The sequence below is a fragment of the Pseudoalteromonas sp. T1lg88 genome (assembly GCF_002964765.1).
GTDB lineage: Bacteria > Pseudomonadota > Gammaproteobacteria > Enterobacterales > Alteromonadaceae > Pseudoalteromonas.
The window spans coordinates 74,535-94,808 of the sequence record NZ_PQCF01000031.1 but is presented as its reverse complement, the minus strand read 5'-3'; the positions used below and the strand labels follow the sequence as shown (position 1 = coordinate 94,808).

The 20,274-nt window shown below is 49.5% G+C and carries 16 protein-coding genes; 9 read left to right on the top strand and 7 right to left on the bottom strand.

Features of this window, described 5'->3' with window-relative positions:
• The first annotated feature begins 63 nt into the window (after positions 1–63).
• Positions 64–1,050 (top strand): LLM class flavin-dependent oxidoreductase, encoded by a 987-nt coding sequence (locus C2M34_RS09645; RefSeq protein ID WP_234398788.1) that lies wholly within the window; start codon positions 64–66, stop codon positions 1,048–1,050.
• 90 nt (positions 1,051–1,140) lie between these two features.
• On the opposite strand, the gene C2M34_RS09640 is transcribed toward C2M34_RS09645, so the two are convergent.
• The 5 genes from C2M34_RS09640 to C2M34_RS09620 all read right to left on the bottom strand — a co-directional run bounded on the left by C2M34_RS09640 (position 1,141) and on the right by C2M34_RS09620 (position 4,304).
• Positions 1,141–1,338, bottom strand: coding sequence for a helix-turn-helix transcriptional regulator (locus tag C2M34_RS09640; RefSeq protein WP_105201294.1), 198 nt, complete (start codon positions 1,336–1,338; stop codon positions 1,141–1,143).
• A complete protein-coding gene (locus C2M34_RS09635) occupies positions 1,335–1,748 on the bottom strand; it encodes a hypothetical protein (protein WP_105201293.1) in 414 nt (137 codons plus the stop codon). The genes C2M34_RS09640 and C2M34_RS09635 overlap by 4 nt, the downstream gene beginning before the upstream one ends.
• A 183-nt stretch (positions 1,749–1,931) precedes the next feature.
• A complete protein-coding gene (locus tag C2M34_RS09630) occupies positions 1,932–2,561 on the bottom strand; it encodes a glutathione S-transferase family protein (RefSeq protein ID WP_105258641.1) in 630 nt (209 codons plus the stop codon).
• 23 nt (positions 2,562–2,584) lie between these two features.
• A complete protein-coding gene (locus tag C2M34_RS09625; protein ID WP_105258640.1) occupies positions 2,585–3,619 on the bottom strand; it encodes an NADP-dependent oxidoreductase in 1,035 nt (344 codons plus the stop codon).
• A 97-nt stretch (positions 3,620–3,716) separates the two neighbouring features.
• A complete protein-coding gene (locus tag C2M34_RS09620; RefSeq protein WP_105254704.1) occupies positions 3,717–4,304 on the bottom strand; it encodes a TetR/AcrR family transcriptional regulator in 588 nt (195 codons plus the stop codon).
• Between the two features lie 176 nt (positions 4,305–4,480).
• Between C2M34_RS09620 and C2M34_RS09615 the strand changes: the two genes are divergently transcribed.
• Both C2M34_RS09615 and C2M34_RS09610 read left to right on the top strand, forming a co-directional pair.
• Positions 4,481–6,547 carry a bifunctional 2',3'-cyclic-nucleotide 2'-phosphodiesterase/3'-nucleotidase gene (locus C2M34_RS09615; RefSeq protein WP_105258639.1) on the top strand — a complete coding sequence of 689 codons (2,067 nt, stop codon included), beginning with the start codon at positions 4,481–4,483 and terminating at the stop codon, positions 6,545–6,547.
• A gap of 663 nt (positions 6,548–7,210) precedes the next feature.
• The gene (locus C2M34_RS09610) at positions 7,211–7,477 is read left to right on the top strand and encodes a hypothetical protein (protein WP_105254340.1); all 267 of its coding nucleotides are present in this window, start codon (positions 7,211–7,213) and stop codon (positions 7,475–7,477) included.
• A 200-nt stretch (positions 7,478–7,677) separates the two neighbouring features.
• Here C2M34_RS09610 and C2M34_RS09605 read toward each other — a convergent pair whose 3' ends face one another.
• Entirely contained in the window at positions 7,678–9,630 is a 1,953-nt protein-coding gene (locus C2M34_RS09605; protein ID WP_158681418.1) for a spermidine synthase, read from the bottom strand.
• Positions 9,631–9,921: 291 nt separating this feature from the next.
• On the opposite strand from C2M34_RS09605, the gene C2M34_RS09600 reads away from it, so the two are divergent.
• Complete coding sequence (locus C2M34_RS09600) at positions 9,922–11,361, top strand: coniferyl aldehyde dehydrogenase (protein WP_105258637.1); 1,440 nt, start codon at positions 9,922–9,924, stop codon at positions 11,359–11,361.
• A 1,063-nt stretch (positions 11,362–12,424) separates the two neighbouring features.
• Here C2M34_RS09600 and C2M34_RS09585 read toward each other — a convergent pair.
• The gene (locus C2M34_RS09585; protein WP_105188797.1) at positions 12,425–12,616 is read right to left on the bottom strand and encodes a DUF3185 family protein; all 192 of its coding nucleotides are present in this window, start codon (positions 12,614–12,616) and stop codon (positions 12,425–12,427) included.
• A 271-nt stretch (positions 12,617–12,887) separates the two neighbouring features.
• Between C2M34_RS09585 and C2M34_RS09580 the strand changes: the two genes are divergently transcribed.
• The 5 genes from C2M34_RS09580 (at position 12,888) to C2M34_RS09560 (ending at position 20,145) form a co-directional block, all read left to right on the top strand.
• Positions 12,888–14,468, top strand: coding sequence for an ABC-F family ATPase (locus tag C2M34_RS09580; RefSeq protein ID WP_105214546.1), 1,581 nt, complete (start codon positions 12,888–12,890; stop codon positions 14,466–14,468).
• A gap of 142 nt (positions 14,469–14,610) precedes the next feature.
• Positions 14,611–14,883, top strand: a complete 273-nt coding sequence (locus C2M34_RS09575; RefSeq protein ID WP_105201281.1) for a DUF4242 domain-containing protein — start codon at positions 14,611–14,613, stop codon at positions 14,881–14,883.
• A gap of 160 nt (positions 14,884–15,043) precedes the next feature.
• Positions 15,044–17,260 (top strand): catalase/peroxidase HPI, encoded by a 2,217-nt coding sequence (gene katG, locus C2M34_RS09570; protein WP_105258634.1) that lies wholly within the window; start codon positions 15,044–15,046, stop codon positions 17,258–17,260.
• A 134-nt stretch (positions 17,261–17,394) separates the two neighbouring features.
• Positions 17,395–17,739, top strand: coding sequence for a hypothetical protein (locus C2M34_RS09565; protein ID WP_105201279.1), 345 nt, complete (start codon positions 17,395–17,397; stop codon positions 17,737–17,739).
• A 219-nt stretch (positions 17,740–17,958) separates the two neighbouring features.
• The gene (locus C2M34_RS09560; RefSeq protein ID WP_105201278.1) at positions 17,959–20,145 is read left to right on the top strand and encodes an OsmC domain/YcaO domain-containing protein; all 2,187 of its coding nucleotides are present in this window, start codon (positions 17,959–17,961) and stop codon (positions 20,143–20,145) included.
• The last annotated feature ends 129 nt before the right edge of the window (positions 20,146–20,274 follow it).

Sequence of the window (20,274 nt, the reverse complement as noted above, 5' to 3'; positions counted from 1 at the left end):
CTCTATCCGAGCGAATAAAACTGCTACTCTAGCGCCCTGACAATTTTTAACCTTGGTGAATGTATGATGGCAAAATTACCTCCTTTAAGTGTGCTTGACCTGGCACCCGTGGTGCAGGGGAGCTCAACGCGGGATGCATTAATGCGCGCAAAAGAGTTGGCACAGCATGTTGAGCGCCTGGGCTATCAGCGTTTTTGGATGGCTGAGCATCATAATATGCCCGATATCGCCAGCGCCGCTACTTCCACCCTGCTGGCCTATATCGGTGCGCATACCGATAAGATACGTATTGGCTCAGGCGGTGTGATGCTGCCAAACCATGCGCCCATGGTGGTGGCGGAGCAGTTTGGTACCCTGGCGACCTTGTTCCCGGATCGCGTTGATCTCGGCATAGGTCGCGCTCCAGGTAGCGATGGGGCTACCACCCATGCGCTACGTCGCGACCCAAGTGCGGCGGAAGATTTAGAGCCGCAAGTCGATGAACTGGCTTATTTCCTCGCCGATGCCAAGCCTGGACAAAGGGTACGCGCCTATCCCGGAGCCGGTACTCAGGTGCCGCTATGGTTATTAGGCTCGAGCACTTACAGCGCCATGTTGGCGGCGAAAAAGGGGCTGCCCTTTGCATTCGCCTCACATTTTGCCCCCGATTTTATGATGCGTGCTATTGAGTTGTACCGCCAGCAGTTTCAGCCCAGCCAGCAACTGGCCGAGCCTTACGTTATGGTGGCGGTGAATGTGATAGCCGCCGATAGTAATGAAGAAGCGGAATACCTGGCCACCACAGGACAGCAAAAATTTGTCAGCATGCTGCGTGGGCAGGAGGGGCTAATTCCACCGCCAACCGAGAATATGGATATGATTTGGACCGCAGCGGAGCGCCAGCAGGTCACTCATATGTTGCGCGAGTCCATCGTTGGTAATCGGGACAAGGTACAAGCCGGGTTACGTGGGTTGCAGGCGCGCACCGGCGCCGATGAGATCATGGTTAATGCCATTATTCATGATCAACAGGCTCGATTGCGCTCCTACGAATTAATCGCCAAGGGTTAATGCCAATCATTTTAGGTCGGCCTTTGCCGCTAAGGTTGTAGGTCGGCCTTCAGGCCGACAATAATGCTAGAAGTATCTTTGCCGGACTTCTTAGTGGTTCTCGTCCTCAAAAATTTCCTCAATGGCGAGGTTAAACAGCCTCGCGCATTTAAAGGCCAGGGGGAGGCTTGGGTCAAACTTGCCTTTTTCTATGGCGTTTACCGTTTGCCGCGAGACTCCCAGGGCGTTTGCTAAATCGGCTTGAGTCCAATCGCGCTCGGCACGCAGTACCTTTAAGCGATTTTTCATCTGTATCTCCACATGCCGATAATTATGGCGGCTATGTAGGCCAGGGCCATAATAACTATGAGTACGGCAATATTGGCCTCTTGCTGGATCACCCCAAAATTCGATAAATAGCTGTAACTGCTGCCCGCCACTATGCCAGTGCCGGCGGTGATCGCCGCTGCCTCAATCTGTACCTTTTGTTGCAGTTCGTCGAGGGCCTTAATGTGCTTGATATAAGCACGGATCATTTGCATTCCCAGCAAGAGGTTAATTGCGATCGCAATAAGCGACAGGCTGATGTTATTTGTCCATAACAATTGATGGCCCAGAGTCGCTAGCGCTGCCGAGCCAACCCAGGCTCCCGTCCATAGCGCCAGCTGCTTGGTGGTGTTGATCACCGCGGGTCTCGAATCAAGTTGCTCACAGGTCATAAGTCTAACTCCTTTGTCTAAAAGTTATGTTTACTTTACATTTAAGTTAGGCTTGGATTGTTTTTATGTCAAGGGTGTTTTACATAAAGTCATCAATAGATGTCTTTGGAAGGGACCATATTGGCGATAAAAAAAGGGTAATTGTTGCCAATTACCCCTTGGGTGTCGTTGCACTAATCTGCGCTAACTTACCGAGGTATCAAGCTCGGCCTCAACCGCATCGGCCTTATGAAAGGCGGGGTGTGTGGCCAGTTGCTCGCTATAGCGTTGAAGGTTGGTGTATTGCTCTATTAGGCCAAACTTGTGCAGTATCTCAACGATAAAGGACATCATGATATCGGCGCCGGTCAATCGCTCTTCCACCAGGTAGGTTTTGCCTGCCAGGCTGGCGTCAAAGTAACTCATTACCTTATGAGTTTCGATATCGGCATAGCCGTCGAGAAAATTCATCTTGGCGCCGTCTTTATTGACAAACATCTTAAGCAACAGGGGTAAAATCGCCGAGCTTTCGGCGAAATGCAGCCACTGCTGGTATTGGGTGTACGCCACAGTGCCGCGCTCGGGTGCCAGCTGTTGGGCGCCATATTTGTCAATCAGGTAATCGGTGATGGCACCGGATTCGGTGATCACCTGGTTATCATCTTCAAGCACCGGGGATTTGCCCAGCGGATGGATGCTCTTTAGCTCCGGTGGGGCCAAAAATGTCACGCTATCGCGCTGATAGGGCACAACCTCATACGCCAGCCCAAGTTCTTCCAGCAACCAGATAATGCGCTTAGAGCGAGACTGGTTAAGGTGATGTAGTTTAATCATATTTTCTTCCTTATTGCGCAATATTAAAGAGGATCGTTCACTTTAATGACCAGCTTGCCGAAGTTTTTCCCTTCAAGTAAGCCCATAAAAGCCTCGGGTGCATTATCCAGTCCGGCCACGATCTGCTCCTTATACTGGATGTGGCCTTGCGCCAGCCATTGGCTCATATCATTCGCAAATTCATCGTAGCGATGGCCGTAGTCATCAAAGATAATAAAGCCCTGCATCTTGATGCGTTTGATCAGCAGTTGCCCCATCAATAATGACAGGCGATCCTGGCCTTGTGGCAGCTCGGTGGCATTGTATTGAGAGACCAAACCGCACAGTGGCACGCGGGCGCCGGTGTTCAGCAGCGGCATTACCGCATCGAATACCTTGCCGCCAACGTTTTCGAAGTAGATGTCGATGCCCTGGTCGCAGGTTGCTGCCAGTTGCTCGGCAAAATCGTCGGCATAGTGATCGAGACATTTATCAAAACCCAATACCTCTTCGGCATAACGGCATTTTTCCGCGCCGCCGGCTACGCCGATAACGCGACAACCCTTTAGCTTGCCGATTTGCCCTACGGTGGCGCCCACCGGGCCGGTTGCTGCGGCCACGACTAAGGTGTCACCGGCTTTAGGTTGACCTATATCCAACAGCCCCATATAAGCGGTAAAGCCGGGCATGCCCATAACGCCTAAGGCGTAAGAAGGGTGAGTGGGGTTTTTACCCAATTTGATCAGATCCTTGCCATCGGAGATGCCATAGTCCTGCCAGCCGGTGTAGGCCAGCACCCATTCACCCGGTTCAAAGTCGCTGTTGTTTGATTGCTCAATCTGACAGACGGTACCGCCGACCATAACGTCATTGATGGCCACCGGCTCGGCGTAAGATTTGGCATCGCTCATGCGCCCACGCATATAAGGGTCGAGTGATAAATACACGCTGCGCAGCAGAATTTCGCCTGCTTGCGGCTCGGGTTTAGCACTGGTTTCTAAGCGAAAGTTAGCAGCCGTCGGGGCGCCATGAGGGCGTGATGCCAATACGATGCGGCGGTTTTGGGTTGAAGCTGACATAGGTATTCTCCTAAATACAATTTTTGATTAGACCGGTCGTCTAGTATTCGTTGCAAAAAAACCGCCAAACACATGGCGGTGTAATTTCATTGCAGGGCTAGTTACCCTGCAATAGCTGTTTGGTGTTTTCCAGGCACTGTTTTAGCCCGGCTTGGTCCTGATATAGCTTGTTCAACAAGCTGGCACCAATCCATAGAAAATAGATTTGCTGTGCACTTTGCTTGGCATTGGTGGCCTTAATTGAGCCATCGGCCACGCCGCGTTCAATGCATTGGGCTATGGTATCAACGATTCTATCGGCACCGTTTTTCAAGGCTACACGCATGGGTTCGGACAGATCCGATACCTCCGCACCTAGTTTAACGATCAGGCATTTATTGGCATTGCAACTGCCCTTATCCTGAGCCAGCCACAGCTCAAAATACTGGATCAGTGCCTGATAGCCGCTGAGCGCCGGGTTGCCAAGCAGCGCGGTGATGGCTTCGAGGTATTGGCTAAAATAATCCTGGATCAGCGCCTCGCCAAAATGCTCCTTCGACTTAAAGTAGTGATAGAAAGAGCCCTTGGGCACATTGGCGGTTTTTAACAGCTCTGAAAGGCCAACGGACGTAAAGCCCTTGCTGACGATTAGCTCGTAGCCGACCTTTAAAATATGCTGGCGTGTGTCATTGGTTTTTGCGTTCATGGCGTCCATTCTAAACCTGATTAGACCAGTCGTCTAGTTTTCATTGAGGTGCGTATTTAAGGAGGTCTGGAGCGAAGCCTCGATTACATTTTGATACTACTTTTTCATCATAAATTCATAAAACCTTTTTAGGGTGATGGGGCAATCTTCATTTTCAAAAAAACTATGGAATAAGTATGAAAACCCCATTCAATAACAAGCACTTATTAAAGTCTACTTTGGCATTAGCCGTTGCTCTAAGCCTCAGCGGTTGCAGCTCAAGTAACGACAATGACGATGACCAAGGCATTGGCGTGAGCCCCTCAGCCACGGTGAGTTTGCGGGTCATGGAAACCACAGACATTCACATGTATTTGTCGAACTATGATTATTTTGCTCAGGCGCCATCGGAAACCCTGGGGCTGGTTAATACCGCCACCTTGATCAAGGAAGCCCGCGCCGAGGTGCCTAACAGTGTTTTGGTGGATAACGGCGACCTAATTCAAAACAGCCCGCTGGGCGACTATGAAGCCCTGGTGCGCAAGGACGATATTCTCAATGGCGCGACTCACGTGGCCTATAAGGCCATGAACCTATTGGACTATGACGTGGCTAACCTGGGCAATCACGAATTTAACTTTGGCCTGGAGTTTTTAGATGCCACCTTGGCGGGAGCCGATTTTCCTTATGTAAATGCCAATGTGTACGTGGATGACGGTGATAATGATGAGAGTAACGATCAAAACCGCTACACGCCTTATTATATTCAAGACAAAATCGTCTTCGACAGCGATGGCAACGAGCAAACCGTTAAAATCGGCTACCTGGGGCTGACACCGCCGCAAATTATGCAGTGGGACAACGCCCATTTGCAGGATAAGGTGATCGCCAAGGATATCGTCGCCACCGCCGAGAAGTTTGTGCCGCAAATGAAAGAAGAGGGGGCCGATATTGTTATTGCCATTCCTCACTCAGGGTTAACCGCCAGCGCCTATGAAAGCATGGCCGAAAACACCGCCCTCTACCTTTCTCAGGTAGAGGGAATAGACGCCATCTTATTTGGTCATAACCACCGCGTTTTCCCCGGCGATGCCGCCTATGATGGCTTTGAAGAAGCGGGCATAGATAATGTCAATGGCACTCTCAATGGCGTGCCCGCGGTGATGCCGGGCTTTTTCGGTAATCATCTGGGTATTATCGACCTGGAGCTGGAGCCCACAGAAAACGGTGGCTGGCAGGTTGCAAGTTCGGCGGTGAGCAACCGCGCCATCAGCACCAAGGATGCAGAAGGCAACTTTGTCGACCTGGCCGAGGCCGATGGGGAAATTGCCGCGGCCATCGAGCTTGAACATAAGGCCACCATCGACTGGGTGAGTGAGCCGTTTGCGAAGATCTCTGCACCCATCTTTAGTTTCTTCGCCCTGGTACAGGACGACCCGTCCATTCAAATCGTTGCCGATGCGCAAATCGCCTGGGGTAGCGCCTTTATTCAGGGCACCGAATTAGATGGTTTGCCGGTACTTTCGGCGGCAGCGCCGTTTCGTGCCGGGCGCAATGGCGTGGAGGATTACACCCATGTGAAGGCGGGCGACATTGCAATGCTCGATACCGTCAGCCTGTACGTCTTCCCCAACACCATTCGCATGGTGAAGGTATCAGGCGGTGACGTAAAGGAATGGCTAGAGCGCTCCGCCGGTCAGTTTAACCAAATCGACATGAGCACCAGTGCCGAGCAAAACCTGCTCGATACCAGCTACCCTACCTTTAACTTCGATATCATCGACGGCGTCACCTTTGAAATTGACGTAACCCAGCCTAAGCGTTATGACAACGAAGGCGTGCTTATTAACCCAGAGAGCTCGCGCATCGTTAACCTGCAGTATCAAGGCCAGGCTATCGATCCTGAGGCGGATTTTTTGGTTGTGACCAATAACTATCGCGCCAGTGGTGGCGGCAACTTCCCGGCCATAGATGGCAGCAGCCGTGAAACCTTTGAAGGCCCGGATGAAAACCGCGGTGTGCTGCGCAGCTATATCATCAGCGAAGCGGCTAAATCGCCAGAGACGGGGTTAGATCCTTCCGCGGACAACAACTGGCGCTTTGCCAAGGTCAGCACAGACACGCCACTGAATGTGGTGTTTAGAACCTCACCTTTGGATGATGTGGCCGCCATCGCCGAAACTTTGCCGGCCGTCACACCGACCTCACCGCTTAAACTCGATGAAAACGGCTTTGCCCTCTATCGCATCGACTTACAGCAATAAGATGTTATAACCTGCCAAGGCCAGTGCTTATGCTGGCCTTGAATATACATTTGCTTAATTCTTCCAATCTAACCACCGCTCATAAACTTTATTGCTTGTAGCTACTTGCTGCAGTCTCGCACCACAAGAATATGTTTAGATGGGTGTCCAGGTTGTTTCAGTTTGGGTGGGGGGATGATTACCTATGGGTATGCGTATCAGAATCCGATTAGTTATTTTGATTCGTTGGGTCTAATTTTTTTTCAGCTAATATGATTGATGGTATTTCAGGTGCTGCTGGAGCATTTACAGCTTCTATTATAGAAACGAGAGACTGGCGAGTGGCTCTTGCCTTTGCTGGGGTGAATGGAGTGATTGGGTATCATACAGGCCCGACTATGGCCTACGTATCTATCGGTGCGATAGCAGCTGGAGCGGAAAAGTCAAAACCGAATTGATGTGCTGCAGTTGTAGGCTTTGGCGCAGGCGCCCTAGCTGGTGCGCAAGATGACTTTTTGTCTAGCACCGCAGGAGGTTTAACAGGAGGAATTACAGCTCCATATGTAGACTTTGAATCAACGTAGTATAGTAGGAAATGGGCTCAATAATTTTATTAAGTCAGGCTTTGTGGGTTTAGTTGGGGCTTAGTGTCTGATTTTACGAGATGGGGATTGGAGAAATATAATGAAGAGTCTGGTCGTTGTAAGTGCGAAGTGGATTAAGAAATTATTGATTTATTTTATGCTCATGGCTTTGGCATATTTTTTTATAAAGACATTCAAGTATATGGAGGTTGTTTCTTGTGATTACTTCCCGAGTCAATGTGATTTTTTTGGAAAAATTTCATTTGTACTTTTAGGTGTTTGCCTTGTTGTTTTTGTGCTGATACCTACGGGGAGGTTGTTTGGCTCAGAAAGGGAACGAAATGATAAACAAGAAAATGGTAAATAATAAAATCTTAATTTTTAAAAGTTAATGTGGAAAAAGGGGTCAGGTCTTGCATTGTGCATCTATTTAAAGGCTGGCTATATTTAGAAAACTGAATCGCCACTCATTTCCTTGACATCTTTTTTCTGAAAATAAAGTAAAAGCGATAAATAAAACAATGACGCAGTCTTTGTTAGCCCTGCGCCATTAAACATCAAACAAGCCTACTCACCCATAAACTTCATGGCCTGCAGCAGGTTGCTGTAGTCGTCGCGCCATACAAAGGGTGCTGTACTGCTGGGCCAGGGGGACTCGCTGGCACGGTAGGGCTCGAGTTGGCCCTTATCTCGGCTTAGTAGCACCCAGCGTACATCATGACCATGGCTTTGTTCGGCCTTGGCCTCGCCATAGAGGATGGTTAAATCGAATTGTTGCGCCAAGCCTCGCATCAGGGGGGTGAGATCCAAATGGGTATTGGAGATATGCACCGCCAGAATGCCGTCTTCTTTAAGCTGGGTTAAGTATAAGGCCATGGCTTCTTGAGTCAGCAAATGCATAGGGATGGCGTCGCCGCTAAAGGCATCGAGCACCAGGGCATCAAACACCTGTTCCTGCCCCTGCGCTTGTTGTGCGCTTAACGTGATGCGGCCATCTCCTAGCACATAATCCAACTTGGCCTGGGAGTTATCAAGGTAGCTAAATTGCGCCTGGGCCGTGGCCAGCACATTGGGGTTAAGCTCATAGAAGGTATAGGTATCTTTGCTTTTACCGTAGGCCGCCAAGGTGCCGGCACCCAGGCCAATAAAGCCTACATGGGAGCCATTCGGTAGGTCTTGCAGTAACTGCCCTACCAGGGTTTGGTAGCGGTAATAGCTTTGTGGCTCGCCTTGGCCTTCACCTTTGAGTACCTCCACGCCATGGGTGGTGGTGCCGTCGATCAGGCGGCGCTCGGTGCGCCCTTCAATGTTTACTTCGGTAACGGTTAGTAGGCCATAGAAGTTACGCAGTCGCTCAATGTCGTTACTTTTAAACTGGCCATCGAGCCAAAAGAACAAGAGTCCAGCCAGAGCCACTGTGCCCAGTGCGCTGCCACCTAGCAAGGGGGCTCTGTGGATGCCTTTATCACTGACAACTCCCCAGGCAAACAATACCAAGGCGGCGCCTATGGCCAAGGGGTATTCGTAATACAGGGTAAATACCTGCGGTGCGACAAAAGTGATAAGCGCCGTGCCCAGCGCGCCACCTAGGGCCATCACCAGATAAAACTGGGTCAGGTATTCGGTGCTGGGTTTGGCATGCACCAGCTCGCCATGACAGATCATACAGGCGGCAAACAGCACCAAGGAGTAGAGAATCACCTGGCTGACGATATCGAACTGGCTGCCGATAAAGAATAAGAAGCAGGAGATAAAGGCACAGACCGCCAGCGCCGCCAGCCAGAAAATACGATGATAGGCTTTGGGCGAGTGGAAGCACAGCACAAAGGTCAGCAGATACAGTGCCAGCGGTAACAACCATAAGAAGGGCACAGGCGCCACGTTTTGGGTCATGGCATTGGTGCTAGCTGTGAGCACCATCACGCCGCAGCCGCTAAGCAGCAACCACAACAGCCATTTACCGTGAATACCGCCGCGAAAGGCGCTCTGTTCTGTGCTGCCAAGGCGCTTGGCCTGATTATAAAAGCGTGCCATATAGGCATAGAAGGTGGCGGCAAAGGCCACAAATAAACCGCTCCACAGCCAGGACTGATCCCCTAACCCGAGCCAGGGCTCCACCGCGAATGGATACGAGAGCAGGGCCAAAAAGGAGCCAATATTGGAATAACTATAGAGCTTGTAGGCATGCTCATAATCCACCTTGGCCTGCCAGCTTTGCATCAAGGGCGCCGTGGCAGCCAGGGCAAAATAAGGCAAACCCACGGCCATCGCCAACTGGGCTAACACGCCCAAGGCGGGGGCGTCGCTCGGGGCGCCGAGCGCCTGCGTGCCTATGGGCAGGGCAATGGCTCCGGCTAGTAAAACGCCACCATGGACGAAAAACTGCTTTTTCAACGCCAAGCGGCTTGAGATAAGGTGCGCATAACCATAGCTTGCGAGCAAAAAGGTTTGGAAAAACAACAAGCACGCCGTCCAAACCTGAGTGCCGCCGCCAAAGCTGGGGAGTAACATTTTGGCCATGATAGGCTGGACTTGGAAAAGTAAAAATGCGCTTAAAAATACAAGAATAATCGCAAGCATGGCGATAGCCGCCTCAATAGGGTGGAAAACGCGGCAAATGTAGCACAAATCACGCTTCTGGCGCATAGGTTTACAATGCTGCAGTACAATTAAACCTTAAAAACAAAGGCCTGATCGTTATTTTCAATTACTTGATGTATAACAAGGGGTACGACACCCAAGAATTAGTCAAAGCCTTTACCTTAAAAACCAGGTAAAGCAAGCGACTAGTCAATCCATGCGTGAGTCTTTATGAATATTGAAAACAATCGTCTGCACCAGCACACTCAGGTTGCTCAGCTTCAACCCCTGTTTGAAGCGCAGTTGAGGGCCTTTAACAAGAATAAATACCCGGCTGTAGACGAGCGAAAAGCTCAGTTACAGGCGCTCAAAAAAGCCATGCTGGCCAGGCAGGATGAGCTGGTTACGGCCATTAGCAAAGACTTTGGTCATCGCTGCGAAGATGAAACCCGCCTGTGCGAGGTGCTGACCCTGGTTGAGGCTATCGACTCCACCATTAAACACCTTGCTCGCTGGTGTAAACCTTCGGCTCGTTCAACCGCATTGATTTTCCAGCCGGCAAGCAACAAGGTGGTGTATCAACCCCTTGGGGTGGTGGGCATTATGGTGCCGTGGAATTACCCTCTATATTTAAGTTTAAGCCCGTTAATTACCGCCATCGCCGCGGGAAATCGCGTGATGCTTAAGCTTTCCGAGCATACTCCTTATTTTAACCATTGCTTAGTGCAGCTGTTGGCCGAGGTCTTTAGCGAGGAGCAGGTGGCGGTGACTACCGGCGTTGCCGATGTGTCTACGGCGTTCTCGCAATTGCCCTTTAATCATTTGTTTTTTACCGGCTCAACCGCCGTGGGCAGGTTGGTGATGCGCGCCGCGGCGGCCAACCTGACTCCGGTGACGCTGGAACTCGGCGGTAAATCCCCGGTGATTATCGGCGATACCATCGACCTGGAGATGGCCGCCGAGCGCATTTGTTTTGGTAAATCCCTGAATGCCGGCCAGACCTGCGTGGCACCGGATTATATTCTTTGCCCCGAGCATAAAAAGCAGGCTTTTATCGCCGCTTATCAAAACGCCTTTGCTCGCATGTACCCCAGCATTAAAGACAATCCGGATTACACCGCCATTATCAATGACGGCCAATACCAAAGATTGCAGGCACTGCTGGAAGAGGCCAAAGCTGCGGGGGCGAGCTGCACCACAATTAACCCAGCCAAGGAGGACTTTAACGGCAGCAGGAAAATGCCGCCGGTGCTGATTGACAACGCCGGGCAGGATACCCGGGTGATGACCGAAGAGATTTTTGGTCCCTTGCTGCCAATTGTGAGCTATGAGTCCTTGCATCAGGCAGTGGACTATATCAACGCGCGTCCGCGACCTTTGGCGCTGTATCTATTTAGCCTGGATAAGAATGAACACGCGCGGGTTATTCATGAGACTCACTCCGGCGGAGTCTGTATCAACAACACCATGACCCATTTGGCTCAGGTGGATTTGCCCTTTGGCGGCATCGGTGAGTCGGGTATGGGTCATTATCATGGTTTTGAGGGCTTTCAGACCTTTTCCAAGGCCAAGGCGGTACACATTCTGGGCAAGTTCAATGGCGGTAAGCTGCTATACCCACCTTATGGCCGCAGCATTCACCGACTGTTTTACAAGCTCTTTGTTAAATAGGCGCTCAGGCCAGAGCGTGAATTTGTGCCGGAGTAAAGGTCAGCAAAGAGGCTCAGACCCAGCCCCTTACTCCCCCTTAGTTAAAGTGGGTGTCTTAGTTAGTGTAAGTTCAAAAGCCCTGGGCTGGCCATTTATGGTGCAGGTTTGCTTTTTGTGGGAGGCATAACTAAGTTTTACTTGTTTGTGACTGCGTTTAGGGCGGTTCAAATAAGTTCGTATCTGTGTTGTTGCTAATAGGGAATGCGGGTCTGAGATAATTTATTTTTATTTAAATAATCAGAGGCTGTTAAGTGAAATGTTAAAACTAAGGAAGGTTAAGCACTTACTTATTGCTTTATATATCTTGGTGTACAACGTATCCGCGTCTATCAACTCAGGTATGAGAGCGGAGTTTTTCGAAGCTAGACCAGATGTTTTTTCAACTATAGTGCTGATTTCCGCACTTGCAGCAGGCTCCGCTGTTTCACATAGCTTAGCTAAGCGCTCCGGAGCAACCATCTATATTTTTGGGATAGAGTTTGACTATTCTCCCACACCTATAGCCGCTAAGCTTTCACTGCTAACTCTAATTTCAGAGACAATACATAGTTTCATATACCGCCATGATTTTGGTCTGGTTATATTTCTTTCTTTTGTGACTCTTGGACTCTACTTAGGGTGGAGTTTGTCAGGAAGAAATAACGAGTGAAAATTGTCAATTTTATTCTTAATGAAATGGCTTGGGAGTCTTTATGGTTTCCAGTTACTTATTAAGATCACACTTATTATCATCGCCTTTACCACGCTAAAACTCTTTGCTGCGGACATTACAAGGGTCATGCCTGGTTGGCTCCAGTTCCCTGTAATTGTAATAGGGTTTGCTCTTGGCATCATATGGTTGTGCCGACTTCTAAAAAAGCTGTGACTGAATTTAAGTTTGTCTGGATGCTATCGCTGTTTGGCTGATAAGAGCATTTTGGAGTGAGGGGAAGTAGGTGAGTGACCGTGTGCTTGATACTCTTAGAGTTTGTTCCTTGCCAGCTTAAATGGCGAGCCACTGGCGAACCAATGACTCGCTTTGCGTTTACTTCAGCTTAAACACACCCACGGCGACACAGATGGCACCGCCGACCATGCCCAGCCAGGCTTCAATGGGTGTTTCACCGTTAAGCGAGCGGGTTAGCTGTGCTTCTACCGCGTCGTACACGTTGTAACCCCAGGCCACCAAGGCCACGCCGATCACAATAAGAATAATACCGATAATTTTACCATTCATAATAGATGCCTCATTTTTTGTTATTTTCAAGTATAGACTTTTCTACCTTACACACTTAATTACTTGATTGCATGTATTTTGTGCCTATAAATAGCGCAAGATGAGCACCTTTGTTATCGGTAATTATGAGTGCATTGGGCTGCTACTGAACTGCCACTACTTGGGTAAACAGCAGGCTTTTGTTAAGAGTTGCCTTAATGTGGTTTCTAAAAGAGGCATATTCCGTTACACTGCGCGTCCTTTTTTTGAGCAAACATGGATATCACTTCCCTTGATCGCAACAGCAAATATCGCCATGCAGTTTGGCGCTAAGCCTCTTTTTGAAAACGTTTCCGTTAAGTTCAACAATGGCAACCGTTATGGCCTGATCGGTGCCAACGGCTGTGGTAAATCGACCTTTATGAAAATTCTGGGCGGCGACCTTGAGCCCTCGGCTGGAAACGTGATGCTAGGTGAGAGCGTGCGTCTGGGTAAGTTGCGTCAGGATCAGTTTGCCTTCGAAGAATATTCTGTGATGGACACGGTATTAATGGGTAATACCGAGCTGTGGGCGGTGAAAGAGCGACGCGACTTCATTTACAGCCAGGCCGAGATGAGTGAAGAAGAAGGCATGGAAGTGGCCGATCTGGAAGTGCGCTTTGCGGAAATGGACGGTTACACCGCAGAAAGCCGCGCCGGCGAACTTTTGCTGGGCTTGGAAATTCCCATTGAGCAGCACTTTGGCCCCATGAGCGAAGTAGCACCGGGCTGGAAGCTGCGAGTATTACTGGCGCAAGCCCTGTTCTCCGATCCGGATGTACTGCTACTTGACGAACCGACCAACAACCTGGATATCAACACCATTCGCTGGTTAGAGCAGGTGCTGGTTGAGCGCAAGTCGACCATGGTGATCATCTCTCACGACCGTCACTTCTTAAATACCGTGTGTACCCATATGGCCGATTTGGATTATGGTGAAGTGCGCCTATTCCCGGGTAACTACGACGAGTACATGACAGCAGCCACTCAGGCTCGTGAGAAAATGCTCAACGAAAACGCCAAGAAGAAGGCACAGATTGCCGAGCTACAAAGCTTTGTTAGCCGCTTCTCTGCCAACGCTTCTAAGGCCAAGCAGGCCACCTCACGTGCCAAGCAAATCGATAAAATTCAGCTTGAAGAAGTAAAGCCATCAAGCCGCGTCAGCCCCTATATTCGCTTTGAGCAAGATAAGAAGCTGCACCGTCAGGCTATTACCATCGAAGGCTTGTCAAAAGCGTTTGAAACGCCCTTGTTCAGCAACTTTGATTTACAGGTTGAGGCCGGCCAGCGCGTTGCCATTATCGGCCAAAACGGCGCCGGTAAAACCACCTTGTTACGCTGTTTATTAGGTGAAATCGAGGCCGATCAGGGCTCGGTAAAATGGGCCGAACAAGCGAAAATTGGTTACATCGCCCAGGATCATGCCGCCGACTTCGTTGAAGACGATAACCTGTTCGACTGGATGAAACAGTGGACCACGGGTGATGATCAGGTGGTGCGCGGTGCCCTAGGACGCATGTTGTTTTCTAATGATGATGTGAAAAAACGGGTTAAAGTGCTTTCCGGTGGTGAAAAGGGTCGCATGCTGTTTGGCAAAATGAGCCTGATTAACCCTAACGTGTTGGTACTGGATGAGCCGACCAACCACCTGGATATGGAATCTATCGAGGCTCTGAACCTGGCCTTGGAAAACTATGAAGGCACCTTGTTCTTTGTCAGCCATGACCGTGAGTTTGTGTCATCACTGGCTACGCAAATTATTGATATTCGCCCAGAGGGCATAGTGCACTTCCAGGGTTCATATGAAGAGTACCTAAAAAGTCAGGGAATTTAATGCCCTAGGTTTCCCGACTGGCGCTTTCGCCGGTCGGGGATCATGCCAACCGCAGCCCTGCCCCCGTCATTTTTGGCTATGCCTCTTCACTCCAGCGCTCCTTGACTATACTTATTGCTCTTACTCTTAACGGAGGTGAGTAATGCCAAAGTACGTAATTGAAAGAGAAATAGAGGGTGCGGGCGGGCTATCCGCCGATGAACTGCAAGGGATTTCACAGCGCTCCTGTGATGTACTCGAGCAACTCGGCCCGCAGATTCAGTGGGTGGAGAGCTATGTAACCGGCAATAAGATTTTTTGTGTGTATATTGCCCCGAATGAAAGCCTGATCAAGCAGCACGCCAGTATGGGTGAGTTTCCAATCAGTGCCATTCATGAAGTGAAAACCATTATTGATCCCACCACCGCCGAATAACGGTCACTCGGGCTTGGCATTGATTGTTGTAGCCAAGCCTAATAAATCAATTATCTAAATAATCGATTAACCCAATCTATTTTTATCGCTGCAATAGATTAAAACCATGAACTATATTTAATCCCGTTAATCACTTAACTCCAAACGGGGAGAGAGTTTCATGGGTAAGAAATCACGTCCTTTTATCAGTGCAGCGGCACTGGCGGTTACCTCGGTACTTACGCTGGGTGCGCAGGCCACCTCTGTTGAGCCGAAATCAAATCAATTCTGGTGGCCAGAGCAGCTTGACCTAAGTCCGTTACGCGCACACGGGGTAGAGTCACATCCTTATGGTGAAGAGTTTGACTACGCCAAGGGCTTTGAAAGCCTAGATCTGCAAGCCGTTAAAGAAGATATTCGTGCCGTTTTGACCGAGTCGCAGGACTGGTGGCCGGCAGACTATGGTCATTACGGTCCATTCTTCATACGTATGGCATGGCACGCAGCCGGTACATATCGCGTATTCGACGGCCGCGGCGGTGCGGGTGGTGGTCAGCAACGTTTTGACCCACTCAACAGCTGGCCTGATAACGGTAATTTAGACAAAGCACGTCGCCTACTTTGGCCGGTAAAACAGAAGTATGGTCGCAACATTTCCTGGGCCGACTTAATGGCGTTAACAGGTAACGTAGCCTTAGAGGATATGGGCTTCAAAACCTTCGGTTATGCCGGTGGTCGTGAAGATGACTGGGAGCCGGATTTGGTGTACTGGGGCCCGGAAGGCAAGATGCTGACCGATGAGCGTCGCGACAAAAAAGGCAAATTAAAAGGCCCTCTAGCAGCGGTTGAAATGGGTCTAATCTATGTAAACCCCCAAGGTCCTCACGGTAAACCGGATCCTTTATTGGCGGCCAACGATATCCGTATGTCATTCGGTCGTATGGCAATGAACGACGAAGAAATTGTGGCACTAATCGCAGGTGGCCACACATTTGGTAAAGCACACGGTGCTAAAAAGCCAGACTGTGTAGGCAAAGAGCCGGCAGCAGCGCCGATTGAAGACCAGGGATTTGGTTGGCAGAACAAATGTGGCAAAGGCCTGGCTGAAGACACTGTGACCAGTGGCTTTGAAGGTGCGTGGACGGTTACGCCAACACAGTGGACCACCAACTACCTGGACAACCTCTTCAACTTTGATTGGAAACAAACCACGAGCCCCGCCGGAGCAATCCAGTGGATCCCTACCGATGAGGCGGCGAAAAACCTGGTTCCCGATGCGCACGTTAAAGGTAAGCGTCACGCGCCTATCATGTTCACAACAGATATCGCGATGAAGGAAGATCCAGAGTTTCGCAAGATTGCCGAGAGCTTCCGTGCCGACCCTGCAAAATTCGAGCTCGCGTTCGCCAAGGCCTGGTTTAAGCTAAATCACCGTGACCTGGGCCCACGTGCTCGTTACCTTGGCAGTGAAGTACCAAGCGAAGTATTGATTTGGCAAGACTACATTCCAGAAGTGAACCACACTCTGGTGAATGATAAGCAAGTCGCTGATTTGAAAGAGCAAATTCTTGATTCTAAGTTGACAGTTTCTGAGCTTGTGCGTGTTGCTTGGGCCTCGGCGTCTAGCTACCGTGACAGCGATATGCGTGGTGGTGCAAACGGTGCACGCCTGCGTCTAGCGCCGCAAAAAGACTGGCCGGTAAACAACCCTGAAGAAGTAGCAAAAGTACTGAAAGTACTTGAGAAAATTCAGAAGAAATTCAACAAAAAAGCAGGTAAAACGCAAATTTCACTTGCTGACATGATTGTTCTTGGCGGTGCAGCAGCCATCGAGAAAGGTGCCAAGGATGCAGGTTACAGTATCACTGTACCATTCAAGCCGGGTCGTATGGATACATCACTTGAGTACACAGATGTTGAATCATTTGAAGTACTTGAACCAACGGCTGACGCGTTCCGTAACTACTATAGCAGCGCGTGGAAATCACCAACGGGCATGCTGGTAGAACGTGCCAACCTGCTTGGTTTGAGCGTTCCGGAAATGACAGCACTGCTAGGTGGTATGCGTACGCTTGATGCCAACTACAAAGGTTCGGAGCACGGTGTGTTAACGAACAAACCGGGTACGCTGAGCAATGACTTCTTTGTTAACTTACTTGATATGTCGACCAAGTGGAGCAAATCAAGCAAGGAAGAAGGAGTGTATGAAGGCTTTGACCGCACCAGCGGCGACAAAAAATGGACGGCGACTTCGGTTGACCTGATCTTTGGTTCAAACTCTGAATTACGCGCTATTGCTGAAGTATATGCTTCACAGGATGCGAAAGAGAAGTTCGTTAACGACTTCGTTGATGCTTGGACAAAAGTAATGACAGCAGATCGTTTCGATCTAAAATAAACAGACGTTGTGATGTTACTAAAAGGGCCGCAAAAGCGGCCCTTTTTTTACGTATTGGTATCGCATCCGAGATGATGTAAAATTAACCGCCCCCTTAGCGGGGACATTGTGTTTTACAAAATCGAGCGACAGATATGCAGTACTTCAAATATACCCTCATTGTTTTAACCTCATTATTTATGCTTGGCTGTGGTGGCCATGGGTATGAAGGGCACTATGTCAGTACTTCTGACAACAAGGTATTTAACGCGCTGTCAGAGCTTGCTGGCGCCAAAAAAATCTATATCGGCGAGAACTTTATCGAAGCGGATGGCCAGCGCACCGAGTTTGATGAAATCTTTGTGCGCGAACTCAAATCCGGTGACTATCTGGTATTTAAATCGGGTAATGAAGAACAAACCTGGCTGATTGAAGACGGCGACGTCCTGGTACGCGATTTAGGCTTGATGTCTTTACGCTTTGAGCCGGTAGAAAAGTAACCCCCACTTTTATTGTTGGTGAGTGACCACTTGCTAACATCGAATCCAAGGTCTCTTTTTAGTTTTGATTTATATAATTCCAAAATAAACCAAGACGATTGCACGCAAAAAGACGATAATTGGAACATTAAATTCATTAGATTGACCGACATTGCCACCTAGTCTGCCCAGCAGCGTTGGTAAGCTCGGTCATTGCGATTTTTAGGGTAGCGATAACTCATGGAAATTAAAGTCAATTTTCTCGACAACCTCAGACTAGAAGCCAAGTTTGATGACTTCACCGTGATAGCCGATCAGCCGATCCGCTACAAAGGTGATGGCTCGGCGCCAAGCCCGTTTGACTACTTCCTGGCATCATCTGCTTTGTGCGCAGCTTACTTTGTGAAGGTGTATTGCAACAGTCGAGAGATTTCGACCGACGGTATCCGCATTTCGCAAAACAACATTATCGACCCGGAAGACCGCTACAATCAGATTTTCAAAATTCAGGTTGAGTTACCAGAGAGCATTTCTGATAAAGACCGCCTGGGTATTTTGCGCTCAATCGAGCGTTGCACGGTTAAACGCGTGGTGCAAACCGGGCCCGAGTTCCAAATCGACCCTGTAGATAATATCGACAAAGATGCCCAGGCCATGTTGATGGTTGAGGCCGACCTTGATCACAGCACCTACATCTTGGGTAAAGACCTGCCGTTAGAGCAAACAATTCAGAACATGACCGCCATGCTGGCCGAGTTGGGTATGAAGATTGAAGTGGCCTCGTGGCGCAATATCGTTCCCCATGTATGGTCTTTGCATATCCGTGATGCGGCTTCACCTGCGTGTTTCACTAACGGTAAGGGTGCGACTAAAGAAAGTGCACTTTGCTCTGCACTGGGTGAATTTATCGAGCGCCTAAGCTGCAACTTCTTCTATAACGATCAGTACCTGGGTGAAGAAATCGCGTACAGCGACTTTGTCCATTACCCCAATGAAAAATGGTTTCAAGCGGGTGCAGACGATGCCCTGCCGCAAGGCATCTTAGACGACTACTGCTTAGAGATTTACAACCCGGACGGTGAACTGCAAGCGTCGCATTTAATCGACACCAACTCCGGCCGTGTGGACCGTGGTGTGTGCTCAATTCCGTACACTCGTCATTCGGACGGAGAAACGGTTTACTTCCCGCAAAACCTGATTGAGAACCTGTTCCTAAGCAATGGTATGAGTGCGGGGAATAACCTCAATGAGGCCAAGGTGCAGTGTTTGTCTGAGATCTTTGAGCGTGCCATTAAACGCCAGATCATTGAGCAGGAAATTGTGCTGCCGGACGTACCGCAAGAGGTGCTGGCCAAGTACCCGGACATAGTTGAGGGCATCGAAAAGCTTGAAGAGCAGGGCTTCCCGATTGTTATTAAAGACGCCTCACTGGGTGGTCAATTCCCGGTTATGTGTGTGACCCTGATGAACCCAAGAACCGGTGGTGTATTTGCCTCATTCGGTGCGCACCCAAGCCTGGAAGTTGCGTTAGAGCGCAGCCTGACCGAGTTACTGCAAGGTCGAAGCTTTGAAGGTTTGAACGATGTACAGAAGCCAACATTTAACTCCATGGCGGTGTCTGAGCCGGAAAACTTCGTCGAGCACTTTATCGACTCAAGCGGTGTGATCTCTTGGCGTTTCTTCAGCGCCAAAGCGGATTACGACTTTGTCGAATGGGATTTCTCGGGTACTAATGAAGAAGAAAGCGAAGCCTTGTTCGGTATTTTAAAGGCGCTTGGTAAAGAAGCATATATTGCTGAATTTACAGAAATCGGCAGTGCGTGTCGTATTCTTGTGCCGGACTTTTCAGAAGTGTACCCGGTGGAGGACCTGATTTGGGATAACACCAACAAGGCACTGCAATACCGTGAAGATATCTTGAATCTGCACTCGCTCTCGGACGATGCACTGGCCGCCTTGGTAGAGCGTTTGGAAGAAAGCCAGCTTGATAACTACATCGACATCATCACCCTTATCGGTGTTGAGTTTGATGAAAACACTGTATGGGGTCAGTTAACCATCCTTGAGCTTAAGATCTTGATTTACTTAGCACTTGGTGAATTGGAAGAAGCCATGGAGTTGGTCGGTGACTTCTTGCAATATAACGACAACACGGTTGAGCGTGGCTTGTTCTATCAAGCCGTGAGCGCGGTGCTGGAAGTAACCCTGGATGAAGAGCTGGAATTGGATGATTTTATCCATAACTTCTCACGCATGTTTGGTAAAGAGACCATGGAAAATGCCGTGGGCTTGGTCACCGGTGAGGTGCGTTTCCACGGCCTAACGCCGACCAATATGAAGCTCGAAGGCTTGGACAAGCACCTGCGTTTACTCGAGAGCTATAAAAAGATCCACAAAGCCCGTGCTGACCTGTTCAACAAAGGCTAGCGTGAATAAGTTTAATGCCCATTAGTAAGGCGTTGAATTAAAGCTAAAAAGCGAACCCCAGTGGTTCGCTTTTTTGTTGGCTGTTTTAGTAAAGGTTAGAGATGGGTGTCTAAGTAAAAGTGGGTGTCC

What these genes read in the sequence shown, in the direction of transcription:
- C2M34_RS09645 (WP_234398788.1), top strand. Translation starts at nt 64, where the DNA reads ATGATGGCAAAATTACCTCCTTTAAGTGTGCTTGACCTGGCACCCGTG.
- C2M34_RS09640 (WP_105201294.1), bottom strand. Translation starts at nt 1,338, where the DNA reads ATGAAAAATCGCTTAAAGGTACTGCGTGCCGAGCGCGATTGGACTCAA.
- C2M34_RS09635 (WP_105201293.1), bottom strand. Translation starts at nt 1,748, where the DNA reads ATGACCTGTGAGCAACTTGATTCGAGACCCGCGGTGATCAACACCACC.
- C2M34_RS09630 (WP_105258641.1), bottom strand. Translation starts at nt 2,561, where the DNA reads ATGATTAAACTACATCACCTTAACCAGTCTCGCTCTAAGCGCATTATC.
- C2M34_RS09625 (WP_105258640.1), bottom strand. Translation starts at nt 3,619, where the DNA reads ATGTCAGCTTCAACCCAAAACCGCCGCATCGTATTGGCATCACGCCCT.
- C2M34_RS09620 (WP_105254704.1), bottom strand. Translation starts at nt 4,304, where the DNA reads ATGAACGCAAAAACCAATGACACACGCCAGCATATTTTAAAGGTCGGC.
- C2M34_RS09615 (WP_105258639.1), top strand. Translation starts at nt 4,481, where the DNA reads ATGAAAACCCCATTCAATAACAAGCACTTATTAAAGTCTACTTTGGCA.
- C2M34_RS09610 (WP_105254340.1), top strand. Translation starts at nt 7,211, where the DNA reads ATGAAGAGTCTGGTCGTTGTAAGTGCGAAGTGGATTAAGAAATTATTG.
- C2M34_RS09605 (WP_158681418.1), bottom strand. Translation starts at nt 9,630, where the DNA reads ATGGCCAAAATGTTACTCCCCAGCTTTGGCGGCGGCACTCAGGTTTGG.
- C2M34_RS09600 (WP_105258637.1), top strand. Translation starts at nt 9,922, where the DNA reads ATGAATATTGAAAACAATCGTCTGCACCAGCACACTCAGGTTGCTCAG.
- C2M34_RS09585 (WP_105188797.1), bottom strand. Translation starts at nt 12,616, where the DNA reads ATGAATGGTAAAATTATCGGTATTATTCTTATTGTGATCGGCGTGGCC.
- C2M34_RS09575 (WP_105201281.1), top strand. Translation starts at nt 14,611, where the DNA reads ATGCCAAAGTACGTAATTGAAAGAGAAATAGAGGGTGCGGGCGGGCTA.
- katG (WP_105258634.1), top strand. Translation starts at nt 15,044, where the DNA reads ATGGGTAAGAAATCACGTCCTTTTATCAGTGCAGCGGCACTGGCGGTT.
- C2M34_RS09565 (WP_105201279.1), top strand. Translation starts at nt 17,395, where the DNA reads ATGCAGTACTTCAAATATACCCTCATTGTTTTAACCTCATTATTTATG.
- C2M34_RS09560 (WP_105201278.1), top strand. Translation starts at nt 17,959, where the DNA reads ATGGAAATTAAAGTCAATTTTCTCGACAACCTCAGACTAGAAGCCAAG.